This is a genomic window from Variovorax gossypii (genome assembly GCF_003965815.1).
Classification (GTDB): Bacteria; Pseudomonadota; Gammaproteobacteria; order Burkholderiales; family Burkholderiaceae_C; genus Variovorax; species Variovorax gossypii.
The window spans coordinates 1,333,378-1,349,380 of the sequence record NZ_RXOE01000002.1 but is presented as its reverse complement, the minus strand read 5'-3'; the positions used below and the strand labels follow the sequence as shown (position 1 = coordinate 1,349,380).

Here is a 16,003-nt window from a genome sequence, read left to right as displayed (position 1 = left end):
CGAGACTTCGAAGGAGCAAGCGCCATGTACACCACCCTCATCTCCGTCGAACAACTCCGGCAGCTGCAGGCCGGCGGCAAGCCCTTCATGGTGTTCGACTGCAGCTTCGACCTCATGAAGCCCGAAGCCGGTGCGCAGCAGTACGAGGCCGCGCACATTCCGGGCGCGCTCTACGCCAACCTCGACACCGACCTCAGCGCGAAGCACGGCGCTCCCGGAGCCCACGGCGAAGTGGTCGTGGCAACCGAGGAAGGTCCTCCCGCCTCGGGCGGGCGCCACCCGCTGCCCAGCCGCGAGAAGTTCGCGGCGTGGCTCTCCAGCGTCGGCTTCGCCAACGAGATGCAGGCCGTGGTCTACGACCGCAACGGCGCCAACTACTGCGGCCGCCTGTGGTGGATGCTCAAGTGGATGGGCCACGACGCCGTGGCCGTGCTCGACGGCGGACTGCAGGCCTGGCAGGCCGCCGGAGGCGAAGTCACGAGCCGCGAGGAGCCCGCGCGCTTCCAGTCGAACTTCGTCGCCGGCGAGCCGATTGCAAGGCTCGTCACCACCGACACGGTGGTGCGCCGGCTGGGCCAGCCTGACCAGAACCTGATCGACGCACGCGCCGGTGCACGTTACCGCGGCGAGGTGGAACCTCTGGACCCGATCGCCGGTCACATCCCCGGGGCCCTGAACCGGCCTTTCGCCGAGAACCTCGGCCCCGACGGCAAGTTCAAGCCGGCATCGCAATTGCGTGCCGAGTTCGAAGCGCTGCTCGCGGGACGCGACGCGGCGACCGTCGTCCACCAGTGCGGCAGCGGCGTGAGCGCCGTGCCGAATCTGCTTGCCATGCAGATCGCGGGATTCGGGACGACCGCGCTCTATGCCGGCAGCTGGAGCGAATGGAGCAATACGCCGGGGCTGCCGACCCGGCAAGGCGCTGAACCATGAAGCACATCCGACTCCGACGTACCACCGGTCTCGCAATCGCAGCCGCCGCGATGTTCGCGGCCGCCCCGTTCCTCACCGCACAGGCCCAGCAGCAGCACGCACACGTGCACGGCCAGCTCAAGCTCGACGTGGCCGTCGACGGCCCCACGGTGGTGATCGACATGGAATCCCCGCTCGACAACATCGTCGGCTTCGAGCGCGCCCCCAAGACCGACGCCGAGAAGAAGATCGTGGAAGACGCCGTCGCCCAGCTGCGCGCGGCCGACAAGCTCTTCATCGTCGACCCGGCCGCCAACTGCAAGCTGGGCCCGGTCGACCTGCGCTCCGGCGCGCTGGGCCTGGGCAACCCCGATCCCAGCGAGCCCGTCGGCCATGCCGACCTCGACGCCACCTTCTCCTTCAACTGCACCAACGCGGCCGCCGCGAAGTTCATCGACCTGAACCTGTTCGGTGCATTCAAGGGCCTGCGCCAGATCGACTCGCAGATCGCCACCGCGCAGGGCCAGTTCAAGCGCCAGCTGAAGCGCCCCGCCGGTGCGCAGGCGGCCCAGCCCGCACGCCTGAGCTGGGGCAAGTGACACCGTGAGCGACCTTCCACAGGCCGGAACCTCGGCCTTGCGCGTCGTGCTCGCCGCCGAGGCTCTGCGCTTCAGCTGGCCCGGCGCCAAGGCGCCATGCATCGACATAGAGGCCTTTCGCATCACAGCCGGCGAATCGGTGTTCCTGCACGGCCCGAGCGGCTGCGGCAAGAGCACGCTGCTATCGCTGCTGGCCGGCGTGCTGGTGGCCGACGAAGGCCGCGTCACGCTGCTGGGCCACGACTGGTCGAAGCTCTCGGGCACCCAGCGCGACCGCAGCCGCGTGGCGCACGTGGGCTACATCTTCCAGCAGTTCAATCTTCTGCCTTACCTGAGCGTGATCGACAACGTGCTTCTGCCCTGCCGCTTCTCGCAGCGGCGCGAGGCCAACGCATCGCGCAGCGGCAGCTCGCGCGGCGAGGCCGAACACCTGCTCGACCAGATGGGCCTGGACCGCAACCTGTGGAAGCGCCAGGCGCTGCAGCTCTCGGTCGGCCAGCAGCAGCGCGTGGCCGCGGCGCGCGCGCTCATCGGCCAGCCCGAGGTGGTGATCGCCGACGAGCCCACCTCCGCGCTCGACGAGGACCGGCGCGAAGCCTTCCTCGACGTGCTGCTCACGGCCTGCGCCGAGCACCACAGCGCGCTCGTGTTCGTGAGCCACGACCAGCGCATCGCGCAGCGCTTCGCGCGGCACGTGCTGCTTCCCGAAATCAACCGCGCGGCCACCAACGCCATGGCGGTGGACGCATGAAAGCACTCTTTTCCATTGCATGGCGCAGCGCCTGGAACCGGCGCTTCACGCTCGCGCTGACGGTGTTCTCGATCGCGCTCTCTACATTCCTGCTGCTCGGCGTCGAGCGCATCCGCACCGAGCTGCGCGAGAACTTCGCGTCGTCCGTCTCGGGCACCGACCTGATCGTCGGCGCGCGCACAGGCTCCACGCAGCTGCTGCTGTACTCGGTGTTCCGCATCGGCGCGGCCACCAACAACATCTCGTGGAAGAGCGTGCAGGCGCTGTCCGCGCATCCGGGCGTCGACTGGGTCGTGCCGCTGTCGCTGGGCGATTCGCATCGCGGCTTCGCTGTGCTCGCCACCTCCACTGACTACTTCACGCACTTCCGCTACGGCGACAGGCAGACGCTGAAGCTGCGCGAGGGCAAGCCCTTCAGCGAGCTGTTCGACGCGGTGGTCGGCGCCGAGGTGGCCGACAAGCTCGGCTATCACGTGGGCCAGAAGATCACGCTCGCGCACGGCAGCGGCGAGCTCAACGTGGCCGAGCACGCGGACAAGCCCTTCACCGTGGTCGGCGTGCTCGCGCGCACCGGCACGCCGGTCGACCGCACGGTGCACATCGGCCTCGCGGCGATGGAAGCCATCCATCTCGAATGGGTGGGCGGCGCGCCGATGCCGGGCGTGCACATCCCGGCCGAGCAGGTGCGCAAGTTCGACCTCACGCCCAAGAACGTGACGGCAGTGCTGGTGGGCCTGAAGAACCGCGCCGCCGTGTTCGGCGTGCAACGCTGGATCTCGACCTACACCGGCGAGCCGCTGATGGCCATCCTGCCCGGCGTGGCGCTCGACGAACTGTGGAGCGTGATCGGCATCGGCGAGAACGCGCTGCTGCTGATGTCGGCACTGGTCGCGCTGGTGAGCCTCGCAGGGCTCGTGTCGGTGGTGATGGCCGGACTCAACGAGCGCCGCCGCGAACTCGCGGTGCTGCGCGCCGTCGGTGCGGGCCTGCGCCATGTGCTGGCATTGCTCGCGCTCGAAGGCGCGCTGGTCACCGTGCTTGGCGTTGCGCTGGGCCTGGTGATGGCGGTGCTCGGCATCGCCCTGCTCTCGCCATGGCTGCAGTCGCAGTTCGGGCTGACACTGAGCCTCTCAGAACCTACACTGAACGAATGGCTGCTGATGGCAAGCCTGCTGGTCGCCGGATGGCTGGCGAGCCTCTTGCCCGGCATCCGCGCCTATCGCCTCTCCCTTGCAGACGGCCTCTCGCCGAGGATTTGAACCATGCCCTTCGCACAAGAAAAGACGTTGTCGACGTTGTCCACGAGCAAAGCTTTCACGCGGCTTTCAATGCTGCTCGCAGGCGCCGGCCTCGCCGCTGCCGCCTGGGCCGCCGAGCCCGCGCCCAAGGACACCACCGCCGCCAACCCGCTGGGCGGCAAGGCCGCACCTGCTGCCGCGGCCAAGGCCGCGCCGGGCCAGCCGCGCCAGATCACCTGGGAAGAACTGGTGCCCAAGGACTGGGACCCGGCCAAGGAGTTCAAGGGCATGGACCTGAGCGCGCTCGACGACGGCGATCCGCGCGCCAACGAGCTGCTCATGAAGATGCAGGAGGTGTCGAACAACGCGCCGACCAATCCGGCGATGAACGGCACCGAGATCAAGATCCCCGGCTTCATCGTGCCGCTGGAAGAAGCCAAGGGCGAGGTCACCGAGTTCCTGCTAGTGCCCTACTTCGGCGCATGCATCCACACGCCGCCGCCGCCGGCCAACCAGATCCTGCACGTGGTGCCGCAGAAGGGAGCCAAGTTCCGCGCCATGGACACCGTGTGGGTCACCGGCAAGCTTCAGACCCTGCGCAACGACTCGATGATGGGCGTGAGCGGCTACCACGTGAGCGCCGCCACCGTCACCAAGTACACCGGCGGCTCCAAGTAAGGAGGCCGCGGCCTCCGGGCCGTGTGGTTCTGCGCCGACAGGCTTGACGGCACGGAACCGACACAGACCGTTGCATCCGCGGCGCAGGCTCTGTCATCGCCTGCCGCCGCGCTCCGTTGAAGAAGTCCGGGCACGACGCCGGCGTCTTCATGGAAATCCAGATGACAAATCTCCCCACCGCCCCGCGGCTGTTGACGATCTCGCTGTGCATCGGCGCCCTCGTCCTCGCAGGCTGCGACAAGTCCCCCTCGAACACCCCCGCGGCCGTTGCTTCGGCGCAGGATCCGGCGACCACCATCCCCGCGCCCTCCGTGCCGCAGACGCAGCCGCCTGCCGCCGCACCCGTACCGACCGCCTACACGCCGCCCAGCGCCGACAAGCTCTACGAGATGGTCGCGCCCATCGCGCTCTATCCCGACAAGCTGGTGGCGCAGATCCTGGCCGGCGCCACCTATCCCGACCAGATCACCGCGGCGCACGAATGGCTCGCGCAGAGCCGCAATCTCAAGGCCGGCCCGCTGGCCGACGCGGCCAACCAGCAGCCCTGGGACCCGAGCGTGAAGTCGCTCACCGCGTTCCGCCCCGTCATCGATCAGATGGCCGGCAACATTCCGTGGACCCAGGCACTCGGGCAGGCCTACTACAACGACCCGGCCGACGTGATGAACGCGATCCAGGTCATGCGCCAGCGCGCCGCGAAGGCGGGCCGGCTCAAGAACAACGACAAGATGCGTGTGGTCACCGACGCGCCGCCTCCGAACTACGCGCCCGCCCCCGACCTGCAGCCCGTGTACGCGGGCCCGGCGGTGATCGAGCCGCCGCAGGAGTTCATCACCATCGAGCCGGTGCAGCCCGACCTTGTGTATGTGCCTGCCTACGACCCACAGGTGATCTACGGCGCGCCGCAGCCGGTGTATCCGGGCTATGCCTACGCGCCGCCTGTCCAGGTGGTGTCGCCGGGCTACAGCGGCGGCCAGGTGCTTGCCGCCGGCGCGCTCGCGTTTGGCGCGGGCGTGATCGTGGGCGCCGCGCTCGAGCGCCACGACTGGGGCTGGCATTCGTGGAACATGAACTGGGGCGCGCCGCGCTGGCGTGACCGCGACCGCGGCCCCGCGCCGGTGGCGCCGGCCTTCGCGCGGCCCGCGGTGGTCTACAACAACAGCACCTACGTCTCGCGCTCGACCACCGTGGTCAACAACGTGCGCAACGTCAATGTCTACAACAACAATGTCGGACCGCGCGGCGTGTTGCCACCGGGAGCGCCGCCCAATTTCGCCGCGGGCCCGGGCGCCGCGCAACAGTTGCAGCAACAACAACAGCAACAACAGCGGGCTCTCTTCGCCCAGCAGCAGCAGGCCCAACAACAGGCGCAGCAGCAACAGCAGCAACAGCGCCTCCAGCAGCAGGCCGCGCTCGCGCAGCAGCAGCAACAACAACAGGCGCGTTCGCAGCAGCAAGCCCAGCAGCGGCAACAGGAACAGGTCCAGCGCCAGCAGGCAATGCAGCAACGCCAGGCGCAGGACCAGTCCCGCCAGCAGCAACAGCAGGCGGCCCAGCAGGAGCAGATGCGCCGCCAGCAACAGACCCAGCAGCAAGCACAGCAACAGGCGCGCGATCAGCAGGCACGGCAGGCGCGTGGCCTGATGCAGCCTCAGCAACAGCAGCAGCCAGGCCAACAGGCACAGCTCGCACAGCAGCGCCAGCAACAACAGGCCGCGCAGGAGCAACAACGCCAGCAGCAGGCCCAGCTCGAACAATCACGCCGACAGCAGACGCAGCAGGACCAGATGCGTCGCCAGCAGCAGGCGGATCAGCAGGCGCGTGCGCAACAGCAAGCCCAGCGGCAACAGGAACAGATCCAGCGCCAGCAGGCCATGCAACAACAACAGGCGCAGAACCAGGCCCGCCAGCAGCAACAGCAGATGGCCCAGCAGGAGCAGATGCGCCGTCAACAGCAGGCGCAGCAACAGGCCCAGCAGCAGGCCGCGCGCGCGCAGCAACAACAGCAGATGCAGGCCATGCAGCAACAGCGCCAGCAGCAGATGCAGCAGCAACAGGCCCGCGCACAGCAGCAGGCGCAACAACAGGCTCAACACCAGCAGCAGCAGGCCGAGCAACAGCAGCAACGCATGGCTGCCGCGGCCGCCGCACGGCAACAGCAGCAACAACAGCACCAGCAGCGCCGGCCCGGCGACCCCAGGCAGCAGCAGCAATAGCGCGCCCGCGCTACCGCCCGGCGGCGGCGCGCACCCTCAGCCTCAGTTCTTGCCGATCTCGGTCAGCAGGCGCGTGACGAGATAGATGCGCGGCACGATCGAGTCGACCTCGATGTACTCGTCGCGCGCGTGGTAGCCGAAGCCCGCGAGGCCGAAGCTCTCGACCACCGTGGCCTTGCCCGAACGACCCGCGTAGCCCGCGTCGGTGCCGCCGCCGGTCATCGGCGCCAGCGCGAGGTCGCGGTCGATTTCCTTGTAGATGACCTGCGCCTTCTCGGCGAGAGCCCGGCCCTTGTCGCCCGCGATGAAGGCCGGGCGGCCCACCTCGACCTTCACCGTGGTCTCGGTGTCGGGAATCAGCTTGCCCGAGGCGATCTTCGCCTGCAGCGCCTCGGCGAGCTTCTTCTCGGCGCCGGGCTGCGTGATGCGGATGTCGCCCTGCGCCTGCGCCTTCTCGGTGATCTGGTTGAGCGGGCCGGTGGCGCGCGCCACGGTCCAGTTGAGCGTGGCGCCGGGGATGTCCTTGGCAAGGTCCTTGGTCTGCAGCATCTGGTACGACAGCTCGTACAGAGCGTTGCGGCCCAGTTCGGGCGCGGCGCCCGCGTGCGATGCGCGGCCCTTCACCTCGAGCGTGGCGGTGGCGATGCCGGCCGCGCCTAGCAGCAGCGACTCGCCCTTGACCACCGACTTCGCGGCCGTCGGCTCGAACGAGAGCACCGTGTCGTGCTGGTCGGCCGTGGTCGCGATCAGCTCGCCCGAGCCGACCGAGCCCACTTCCTCGTCGGGGTTCATCAGCACGGTGAGCGTGTCGTAGTCGCGCCAGCCGGCGTCGGCCAGGATCTTCACCGAGGCCAGCATGACCGCCAGGCCGCCCTTGTCGTCGGCGATGCCGGGGCCGTAGATGCGGTTGCCGTCGACCTTGTACGGCTGGCTGCCCAGGATGCCCGCCGCGTACACGGTGTCCATGTGGCCCTGCAGCATGATCTTTCGCTTGCCCGTGCCCTTGAGAGTGCCGATCACGATGTCGGCGCCCGCGCCGGCCGTGGCCTTGCGGCGCTCGGTCTTGAAGCCGGCGGCCTTCAGCCGGCCTTCCACCACGTCGGCCATCTTGAGCAGGCCGTCGACGTTGAGGCTGCCCGATTCGATCAGCACCATTTCCTTGAGGTTGTCGATCACCGCCGGCTGCGCCTTCTCGGCGGCGGCGAGCAGCTTCGCATCGGGCGCGGCGTGCGCACCGGCGGCGGCGCCGAGCGCGAGGCCGCAGGCCAGGGCCATGGAACGAAGCGGAAAGGAGGGCAAACGCAAGGTCATGGTGTTTTTCTCGGGAGTGGATGACGGCGCACAGCATAGCCAAGAGCCCCCGCATGACGAGCAAATCGGAGACACGCCGCGACCGCGGCTGGCTGCGAGGCTGTGAGACTGTCAGGTGCCGGGATTCAGTCCCGCCCCCGGTACTCAGTACTGTTCGAAGATGCGCTGGAGTTCCTTGGGGTCGTTGGTCCTGGTCAGCCCCAGCATCAGGAGGATCCGCGCCTTCTGCGTGGTGTGCATCATCGAGGTCACGAAGCCGGCTTCGGCGAACTGCCCGGTCGGCGTCACGATGCCGCTCATGGCGCGGGAACCGACGACGATGGCCACGCCTTTCTGCTGCGCGGCCTTCAGGCTCTGCATCGTGACGTCGGGCATGTTCGCATGGCCCACGCCCGCGTTGACGATGCCCTTGGCGCCGGCGGCCACGGCCGCGTCGACGAGCACGCCGTCAGAACCCAGCGTCGTGTAGTTGATGTCCACGCGCGGCAGCTTCTGCAGGCCGGACACGTCGAACTCGCTGTGCACCGTGTGCCGCTTCAGGGGCTGCGCGACGAAGAACGGCGTGGACTTCTGCATGTACCCCAGGTCCCCGCCGTCCAGGCTCTTGAAGGTGGCGACGTTGGTCGTGTTGGTCTTGGTGACGCTGAACGCGCTGCTGATCACCTCGTTCATGCTCACCATCACGCCCTTGTCCCTGGCCGCGGGGCTCGCGGCCAGCGCCACCGCGTTGACCAGGTTCAGCGGGCCGTCCGCGCTCATGCCGGTGCTCGGACGCATGGAGCCCACCAGCACGACGGGCTTCGCGCTCTTGACGACCAGGTTGAGGAAGTAGGCGGTTTCCTCGAGCGTGTCGGTGCCGTGGGTGATCACGATGCCGTCCACGTTCTTCGACGCGAGTATTTCGTTGGTGCGCTTTGCCAGCGTGAGCCAGTTGTCGATGCCCAGCTTGGAGCTGCCGACATTGAAGATCTGCTCGCCCGTGATGTTGGCGAACTTCTCGATCTCGGGCACGGCGGCCACCAGTGCCTCGATGCCCACGGGCTTGAGCCCCTTGCTCAGCCCGTAGTCCGTGAGCGCCAGGCTGTCCGCGCCCCGGCTGGCGATGGTGCCGCCCGTGGCCAGGATCACCACGTTGGGCTTGGCCGGTGTCTGCGTCTGCGTTTGCGCGGTGGCTTGCCCGGCGCCTCCGAGGAGGCCGATGGCTGCCAGAAACGTCAAGGCGATTTTCTTGGGGTTCATGATTCGATGGTTTTGAAGGAAGGAGGAAGAGAAGGCCCGGATCAGTGCCGTTCGAGCACCCTGCCCGGCCGCAGGCCGGTGGCGCGCTGTCCATCCCAGACCCGTTGCCCGTTGACCCAGACGCCCTCGATGCCCCGGCTGGCCTGGACGGGGTTGTCGAAGGTCGCGAGGTCCGTCACGCGCTGCGGATCGAAGACCACCAGGTCGGCACGCAGGCCGGGTTGCAGCAGGCCCCTGTCGCGCAAGCCGTAGTTGGCCGCGGCCAGGCCGGTCATCTTGTGGACGGCTGCTTCCAGCGTCAGCAGGCCCTTGTCGCGAACCAGCCGCGACAGCACCCGCGTGAAGGTGCCCCACTGGCGAGGATGCGGATGCGGGTCGAAGGGCAGCCCGTCGGAGCCGACCATGGTGCGCGGGTGCGCCAGGATGCGCTCGACGTCGCGCTCGTCCATCAGGAAGTAGATGGCGCCGGCGGGGGCGAGCCGCTGCAGCATGGCGTCGTCGTCCAGGCCCCATTCGTGCTGGAGCTCCGCGAAGTCGCGGCCCTGGGCCGAGGGATCGCCCTTGGACCAGGCGATGAGCGTGCGGCGCGCCAGCCGTACGCGGTCGAGCCGCAGCATGGTCGAGGTGGCCGGATAGGGATGGCAATCGAGGCAGACCGGCTGCATCGCGCCGGCCTCCTCGATCCGCGCAAGGGTCTGCGCCGATCGGCCATGGTTGCGTTCGCCGGCCAGCTTGTGGTGCGAGAACACGACGCGCGCCGCGAGCGAGCGCCCGATCTCCAGGGCTTCCTCGATCGCTTCGTCGATCCGGTCGGATTCGTCGCGCAGATGGACCGCATAGATCATCCCTCCCCGGCCCCGCATCGTCTCGCCGATGTCGATGATTTCCTGGGTGGTGGCGTGCTGCGCGGGCGGATAGAAAGTGCCGGTGGACATTCCGAACGCACCCGCATCCAGCGCTTCGGCCAGCAGCCGACGCATGCCGGCGCATTCTTCCGGGGTCGCGGGCCGCTGCAGGTCGTTCATCGTGCTCACGCGCAGGCTGGCGTGCCCCACGAGGGGAATCACGTTGACCGCCGCGGGGGCTTCCCGCAGGGCGTCCATCCAGGCGGAGAAGGTCGGGTAGCGGAACAGCTCGGGCGGCCCGAGCAGGTCCAGCGGCTGCGGCAGCGGGCAGCCCGGCGGCACGGGCGCCAGGCTCACGCCGCAGTTGCCGGTCACCACGGTGGTCACGCCCTGGGAGACCTTGGGCACCATGTCCGGGTGGGCCAGCAGGTAGCCGTCGTCGTGCGTGTGCGAGTCGATGAAGCCGGGCGCCACGGCCAGCCCGTCGAGCTCGATGCTCTCGGCGCCGGCGACTTCGGCATCCGGTGCCAGGATGGCCGCGATGGTGTCGCCCTCGAGCAGCACGTTCGCACGGCGCGGCGGTGCGCCGCTGCCGTCGATCACCGTGCCGCCACGCAGCAGCAGCAACGGCCGCGATGGGGTCGAGAGGCCCGCCATCAGTCGAGCTTCTCGATGCGGTTGCGCTCGATCAGCTCGCCCCAGCGCCTGGTCTCGCGGTCGATGGTGCGCTGGAAGTCGGCGGGCGTGCCGCCGGCCGGCACGGCGCCCAGCTTGGCGAGGCCCTCGCGCACGCTGGGGGTGGCCAGCGCCGCGTTGATCGCGGCATTGAGCTTCTCGATCACCTCGCGCGGCGTGCCGCGCGGCGCGACCACGCCGCCCCAGGCCACGGTCTCGTAGCCCTTGATGCCCGCTTCGTCCAGCGTGGGCACGCTCGGCAGCAGGGAGATCCGCCTGGCGCTGCTCACCGCGAGCGCGCGCACCTTGCCGGATGCGACCAGCGGGCCGACCTCGGAGGAGTTGGCGAACAGATAGTCGATGCGCCCGCCCATCAGGTCCTGCAGCGCAGCCGGGCCGCCGTTGTACGGCACGAAGAGCACGTCGATGCCGGCCATGCTGCGGAACAGCTCGCCGCCCATGTGGCCGGTGGTCCCGATCCCGGGTGCGCCGAAGGACAGCTTGCCCGGTTGCTTGCGCGCCGCGGCCACCAGCCCGGACACGTCCTGGATGGGCGAGTCCTTGGGCACGATCAGCACGTTGTAGAGGTCGAACGCCTGGGCCACCGGAACCAGGTCGCGCTCCACGTCGTAGGGCAGTTTCCTGAAGAGCGTCCGGTTGACCGCCAGCGTGTTGACGTTGCCGTAGCCGATCGTGTAGCCGTCGGCCGGCTTGCTCTTGATCTGCATGATGCCGATGTTGCCCGCCGCGCCGGGACGGTTCTCGATGACGACCGGCACGCCGAGCGATTTCGAGACCTCGTTGGTCACCAGCCGCGAGAGCACGTCGGGCGAGCCGCCGGCCGCCGAGGGCACGACGAAGGTGATGGGCCGGTCGGGCCATGCGGCCCACGTAGGGGCCGAAGTTGCCAGCAGGCCGAAGGCGGCGGCCAGCGCGGCCATCGGGCGGGAGAACTTGCAAAGAGTCATCGGAAGGAGTTCTTTCTTGGAAGTGGATGGAAATGCGCGGGCGCGGATCCCGGCTGCGGCGGCTTCAGTTCTTCTGGCGGCAGTGCGCGATCGCCGCGAGCGCCAGGGCATCGATGGAGTCCGTGAGCACGCAATCGAACTCGCCGCGCCTGTCGTGCGGAACCGCCAGCGGCAGCTCGGTGCAGCCGAGCACCACGGCCTTCGCACCGCGCGCCACCAATGCGCGGATGCCGCTGGCGGCCGGTTCCCACGCGGCATCGAGGCGACCGGCCTTCACCGCGGCGATGGACGCCACGCAGTGGCGCTGCACTTCGTCGGGTTCGGGAACGATCGCCTCGTACCCCGCCTGCTGCAGCGTCCGCTGGTAGAGGCCGAGCGCCAGCGTGGCCGGCGTGCCGAGAACGCCCACCGTGCCCCGCAGGATTCCGTGGCGCCGCAGGTTCTGCACCACCGCCTCGGCGATGTTCAGCACCGGCAGCCGGGTCGTTTCCTTCAGGTCGTCGAACCAGAGGTGCGCGGTGTTGCAGGGCACGGCGATGCAGCCGGCGCCGGCCGCCTCCAGCAGGCGGATGCCGCGCTGCATGGCCGGCAGCGGGCTCTCGCCGCCCTGCAGCATGGCGCTCGAGCGATCGGGAATGCGCGGGTCGTTGCACAGGATCGTGGGAATGTGGTCCTGGTCGACCGCCGCTTCGGTCAGCTGCACCATTCGCAGCGCGAAGGTCGCGCCGGCCAGCGGGCCCATGCCGCCCAGGATGCCCAGCGCCCTCGGCGCGGATGCAGGCAGCCCGCTCATGGCAGCGGATCTCCGGCGCCGGTGCGCTCGACGATCAGGCGGTAGTGCTCGGGGCGGCGGTGCTTGGCGAAGTTGAAGACGTGCTCGCGGAAGTGCGCGCCCAATGCCAGGTCGGCGCGCACGCAGATCACCTCGTCCTCCTCGCTCACCGTCCGCGCGACGATCTCGCCGGACGGCGCCACGATCACGGAGCTTCCGATCATGTGGTGCCCGTCCTCCGAGCCGCACTTGGCGGCCGCGGCCACCCAGATGCCGTTCTGATAGGCGTTGGCCTGAAGCGATATCAGGTGGGTGGTGGTGCGCAGGTGCGTCGGTTCGTTCCAGTGGATGTTGAGCGAGGGCGTGTTGTAGCCGAGCACCACGACCTCGGCGCCCTGCAGCGCCATCACGCGGTAGGTCTCGGGCCAGCGGCGGTCGTTGCACAGGCACATGCCCATGCGCACGCCGTCGGTGTCGAAGGCGCGGAAGCCCAGGTCGCCGACCTCGAAGAACTTCTTTTCAAGATGCTGGAAAGGTGCCTCGGGCTTGTGCTCCGAATGGCCCGGCAGGTGGATCTTGCGATAGCGCCCAGCGATGTTGCCGTCGCGCCCCACGATCACCGCCGAATTGAAGCCGCGCCCGTCCTCGGTGAGCTCCGCGTAGCCGAGATAGAAGCCCACGCCGAGCCTGCGGGCCTCGTCGAACAGCGGCTGCGTCACCGGGCCCGGCATGCTGCGCTCGAAGAAGCGCTCGTGGGCTTCTTCCTCGGTCATCCAGTAGCGCGGGAAGAAGGTGGTGAGCGCGAGCTCGGGGAAGGTCACGAACTCCGCGCCGCGGCTGTGGGCCTGGCGCAGCATGTCCACCAGGCGGGCCACCACGGACTGCCGGCTGTCGGACAGGTGGACCGGGCCCATCTGGGCGACGGCGAGGCCGAGAAAACGAGGGGGAGAGCCTGGGCGCGATGTCATTTGAACCTTCTTCGTTGCAACCGTGTTGCCGGTGCAATCGATTATTCGAAGCGGTTCGCGCGACGTCGAATGCCGATTTGTCGCTTGGGTTTAACAGCGTGCTAAAGGCCTGCCTTGCGATGGTGCGCACGCGCGGGCCTGCACCGGCGCAGGGCACGGAAAGCCGCGGATCAGCGCAGGATCTCGTCGTCGTCCGCGAGCGGCAAGGCCAGCCCGCGCTGCAGCAGGACGCTGTGCAGCGCGCGCAGCAGCGCCTGGGCCGCGGTCGACAGCGGCTCGGTCTGCAGGTACACAAGGTCGGCCACGATCGGAAGCGCGTCGCGCACCGGTATCGCCATGAAATGCGACCCGAGCCAGCCCTGCAGGGAATACTCGTCCACCAGCGCGATGCCCGCGCCTGCATGCACCAGCGAACAGGCGTACTGGGGCGAGGTGACTTCCACGCTGATGCGCGGCGCGGCATCGCGGGTCGCGAACATCTGGTCGATGCGCAGGCCCAGCGGCGAGCCGTGCGGATAGCCGATGAACTCGTGGGGCAGCAGTTCGTCCAGGCCGACTTCCTCGTATCCGGCCAGCGGGTGGCTGCGCGGGCAGATGCACATCAGGCGGCTGCTCGCCAGCGGCTTGGTGGCGAGGTTCGGATGGTCGACCGGAAAAGTGGAAATGCCCAGGTCGGCCCGCTGCTGAAGGATGCGTTCCTTCAAGGCCTCATGCGTGAGGCAATGGAAATGAACCTGCACGTCGGGCATCGCGTTGCGCAGCTGCGCGATGGCCAGCGGCACCAGCGTCTGCCCGATGCTGGGGCTCGAGAGGATGCTCAGCAGGCTGCGCCGCCGCAGCGCGAGCTCGTGCGAAAGGCTGCCGATGCGCTGCACGCCCCCGTAGACCTGCTCGACTTCCAGGTACAGGCGCCGCGCCTCTGCAGTCGCATGCAGGCGTCCCTTCACCCGTTCGAACAGCAGGAAGCCCAGCCGGGTCTCGGTGTGAGAGAGCAGCCGGCTGACGGCAGGAATGGAAACGTGGAGCAGCCGTGCGGCACCGCTGACGGAGCCGGTGATCATCACCGCACGGAATACCTCGATCTGTCGCAGGTTCATGCCTGATTTTCCGATATCGGCCCGCCGGGGGGCCAGCGGGTCCCCGCTGATGTCCCGCCCGCTTTCTGGAGACAATGGACCGATGCAAACCGGGCATGAGGGGATCGCGATGTCAGCCGACGACTGGTGGAAGCATGGAATCGTCTATCAGGTCTACCCGCGTTCGTTCCAGGACAGCAACGGCGACGGCATCGGCGACCTCGACGGCATCCGCGAGCGGCTGGATCATCTGGTCTCGCTCGGCGTCGATGCCGTCTGGATCTCGCCGATCTACCCGTCGCCGATGGCCGACTTCGGCTACGACATCTCCGACTACTGCGACATCGATCCGCGCTTCGGCACGCTCGAGAGCTTCGATGCGCTGGTGCGGGAGGCCCACGCGAGAGGGCTCAGGCTCATCCTGGACTTCGTACCCAACCACACGTCGGACCGCCATCCGTGGTTCGTGCAGAGTCGCAGCTCGCGCGGCGATCCGCGGCGCGACTGGTACATCTGGCGCGACCCGGCGCCGGGCGGTGGCCCGCCCAACAACTGGCTCGGCAACTTCGGCGGCCCGGCCTGGACCTTCGATGCGGCCACCGGCCAGTACTACGCCCATTCGTTCCTGAAGGAGCAGCCCGACCTCAACTGGCGCAACCCCGAGGTGCGTGCCGCGATGTACGAAGTGCTGCGCTTCTGGCTCCGGCGCGGCGTCGACGGGTTCCGCGTCGACGTGCTCTCGCAGATCGTCAAGGACGCGCAGTTCCGCGACAACCCGCCGAACCCGGACTTCGTCGAGGGCCAGGACCCGTTTCTGCGCCTGACGATGCTCTACAACACCGACCTGCCGGAGGTGCAACCGATCGTGGCGGAGATGCGCCGCGTGGTCGACGAGTTCAGCGACGCCCGCTCGTCGCGCGTGCTGATCGGCGAGCTCTATCTGCCGCTCGACCGGCTGGTCGCCTACTACGGCCTCGATGCGGAAGGTTTGCAGCTGCCCTTCAACTTCCAGCTGATCTCGACCGAGTGGCAGGCGGCGCACATCGGCCGCTTCGTGCGCGACTACGAAGCCGCCCTGCCCCCCGGCGCCCAGCCGAACTGGGTGCTGGGCAACCACGACAAGTCCCGCATCGCGAGCCGCGCCGGACCACGGCTGGCCCGGCTCGCGGCCATGCTGCTGCTCACGCTGCGCGGCACGCCGACGCTCTACTACGGCGACGAGATCGGCATGACGGACGTCCCCATCCCCGCCGACGAAGTCCAGGACCCGTTCGAGAAGAACAAGCCGGGCATGGGCCTCGGACGCGACCCGGTGAGAACGCCCATGCAGTGGAGCGCCGCGGAACATGCGGGCTTCACGACCGGTACGCCGTGGCTGCGCCTGGCGGCCGACTGGCCCACGCACAACGTCGAGGCGCAGTCGCATGACCCGCGCTCCATGCTGACGTTCTACAGGCGCCTCATCGCGCTGCGCCGCGCGCAGCCTGCGCTGCACCGGGGCACCTATGAAGCGCTCGAGGCCGAAGACGAGCTGCTCGCCTATGCGCGCGACAGCGAAGGGCAGCGGCTGGTGGTGATACTGAACTTCGGCACCACCCCGGCGCCGATGCCACAGACGCTGATGCCGCACATGCCGCGCCAGCCGGTCGTGCTGGCATCGACCGACCCCGCGCGCGCCGAATCGATCGAAGACCCCCTCGTGCTGGCACCCGGCGAAGGCATCGTGATCGGCAAGGGTCCGGCGACGCGCTGACG

At 68.7% G+C, this 16,003-nt stretch carries 14 protein-coding genes; 7 read left to right on the top strand and 7 right to left on the bottom strand.

Annotation, left to right across the window (positions count from 1 at the left end; genetic code table 11):
* The first annotated feature begins 24 nt into the window (after positions 1-24).
* The 6 genes from EJP69_RS13825 to EJP69_RS13800 all read left to right on the top strand — a co-directional run bounded on the left by EJP69_RS13825 (position 25) and on the right by EJP69_RS13800 (position 6,394).
* Positions 25-933: a sulfurtransferase gene (locus tag EJP69_RS13825; RefSeq protein WP_093198938.1), complete on the top strand. Its 909-nt coding sequence runs from the start codon at positions 25-27 to the stop codon at positions 931-933.
* The gene (locus EJP69_RS13820; protein ID WP_093198935.1) at positions 930-1,511 is read left to right on the top strand and encodes a DUF2796 domain-containing protein; all 582 of its coding nucleotides are present in this window, start codon (positions 930-932) and stop codon (positions 1,509-1,511) included. Before EJP69_RS13825 ends, EJP69_RS13820 begins: the two co-directional genes overlap by 4 nt.
* A gap of 4 nt (positions 1,512-1,515) precedes the next feature.
* On the top strand, positions 1,516-2,262 hold the full coding sequence (locus tag EJP69_RS13815) for an ABC transporter ATP-binding protein (protein WP_126470670.1): 747 nt from the start codon (positions 1,516-1,518) through the stop codon (positions 2,260-2,262).
* On the top strand, positions 2,259-3,521 hold the full coding sequence (locus tag EJP69_RS13810) for an ABC transporter permease (RefSeq protein ID WP_093198930.1): 1,263 nt from the start codon (positions 2,259-2,261) through the stop codon (positions 3,519-3,521). Before EJP69_RS13815 ends, EJP69_RS13810 begins: the two co-directional genes overlap by 4 nt.
* Before the next feature lie 69 nt (positions 3,522-3,590).
* Positions 3,591-4,178, top strand: coding sequence for a DUF3299 domain-containing protein (locus EJP69_RS13805; protein ID WP_418116247.1), 588 nt, complete (start codon positions 3,591-3,593; stop codon positions 4,176-4,178).
* Positions 4,179-4,339: 161 nt separating this feature from the next.
* Complete coding sequence (locus EJP69_RS13800) at positions 4,340-6,394, top strand: DUF3300 domain-containing protein (RefSeq protein WP_240652137.1); 2,055 nt, start codon at positions 4,340-4,342, stop codon at positions 6,392-6,394.
* A 42-nt stretch (positions 6,395-6,436) separates the two neighbouring features.
* Here EJP69_RS13800 and EJP69_RS13795 read toward each other — a convergent pair whose 3' ends face one another.
* The 7 genes from EJP69_RS13795 to EJP69_RS13765 form a co-directional block, all read right to left on the bottom strand.
* Positions 6,437-7,705: a glutamate carboxypeptidase gene (locus EJP69_RS13795; protein ID WP_126470666.1), complete on the bottom strand. Its 1,269-nt coding sequence runs from the start codon at positions 7,703-7,705 to the stop codon at positions 6,437-6,439.
* Between the two features lie 144 nt (positions 7,706-7,849).
* Positions 7,850-8,944, bottom strand: coding sequence for an asparaginase (locus EJP69_RS13790; RefSeq protein WP_126470664.1), 1,095 nt, complete (start codon positions 8,942-8,944; stop codon positions 7,850-7,852).
* 41 nt (positions 8,945-8,985) lie between these two features.
* On the bottom strand, positions 8,986-10,446 hold the full coding sequence (locus EJP69_RS13785) for an N-acyl-D-amino-acid deacylase family protein (RefSeq protein ID WP_126470662.1): 1,461 nt from the start codon (positions 10,444-10,446) through the stop codon (positions 8,986-8,988).
* A complete protein-coding gene (locus EJP69_RS13780) occupies positions 10,446-11,432 on the bottom strand; it encodes a Bug family tripartite tricarboxylate transporter substrate binding protein (protein ID WP_093198914.1) in 987 nt (328 codons plus the stop codon). The genes EJP69_RS13785 and EJP69_RS13780 overlap by 1 nt, the downstream gene beginning before the upstream one ends.
* Before the next feature lie 64 nt (positions 11,433-11,496).
* A complete protein-coding gene (gene cuyB, locus EJP69_RS13775) occupies positions 11,497-12,225 on the bottom strand; it encodes a cysteate racemase (RefSeq protein ID WP_126470660.1) in 729 nt (242 codons plus the stop codon).
* Complete coding sequence (locus EJP69_RS13770; protein WP_126470658.1) at positions 12,222-13,172, bottom strand: N-carbamoyl-D-amino-acid hydrolase; 951 nt, start codon at positions 13,170-13,172, stop codon at positions 12,222-12,224. The genes cuyB and EJP69_RS13770 overlap by 4 nt, the downstream gene beginning before the upstream one ends.
* 170 nt (positions 13,173-13,342) lie before the next feature.
* On the bottom strand, positions 13,343-14,269 hold the full coding sequence (locus EJP69_RS13765; RefSeq protein ID WP_093198903.1) for a LysR family transcriptional regulator: 927 nt from the start codon (positions 14,267-14,269) through the stop codon (positions 13,343-13,345).
* Positions 14,270-14,378: 109 nt separating this feature from the next.
* Between EJP69_RS13765 and EJP69_RS13760 the strand changes: the two genes are divergently transcribed.
* Positions 14,379-16,001 carry an alpha-amylase family glycosyl hydrolase gene (locus EJP69_RS13760; RefSeq protein ID WP_126470656.1) on the top strand — a complete coding sequence of 541 codons (1,623 nt, stop codon included), beginning with the start codon at positions 14,379-14,381 and terminating at the stop codon, positions 15,999-16,001.
* The last annotated feature ends 2 nt before the right edge of the window (positions 16,002-16,003 follow it).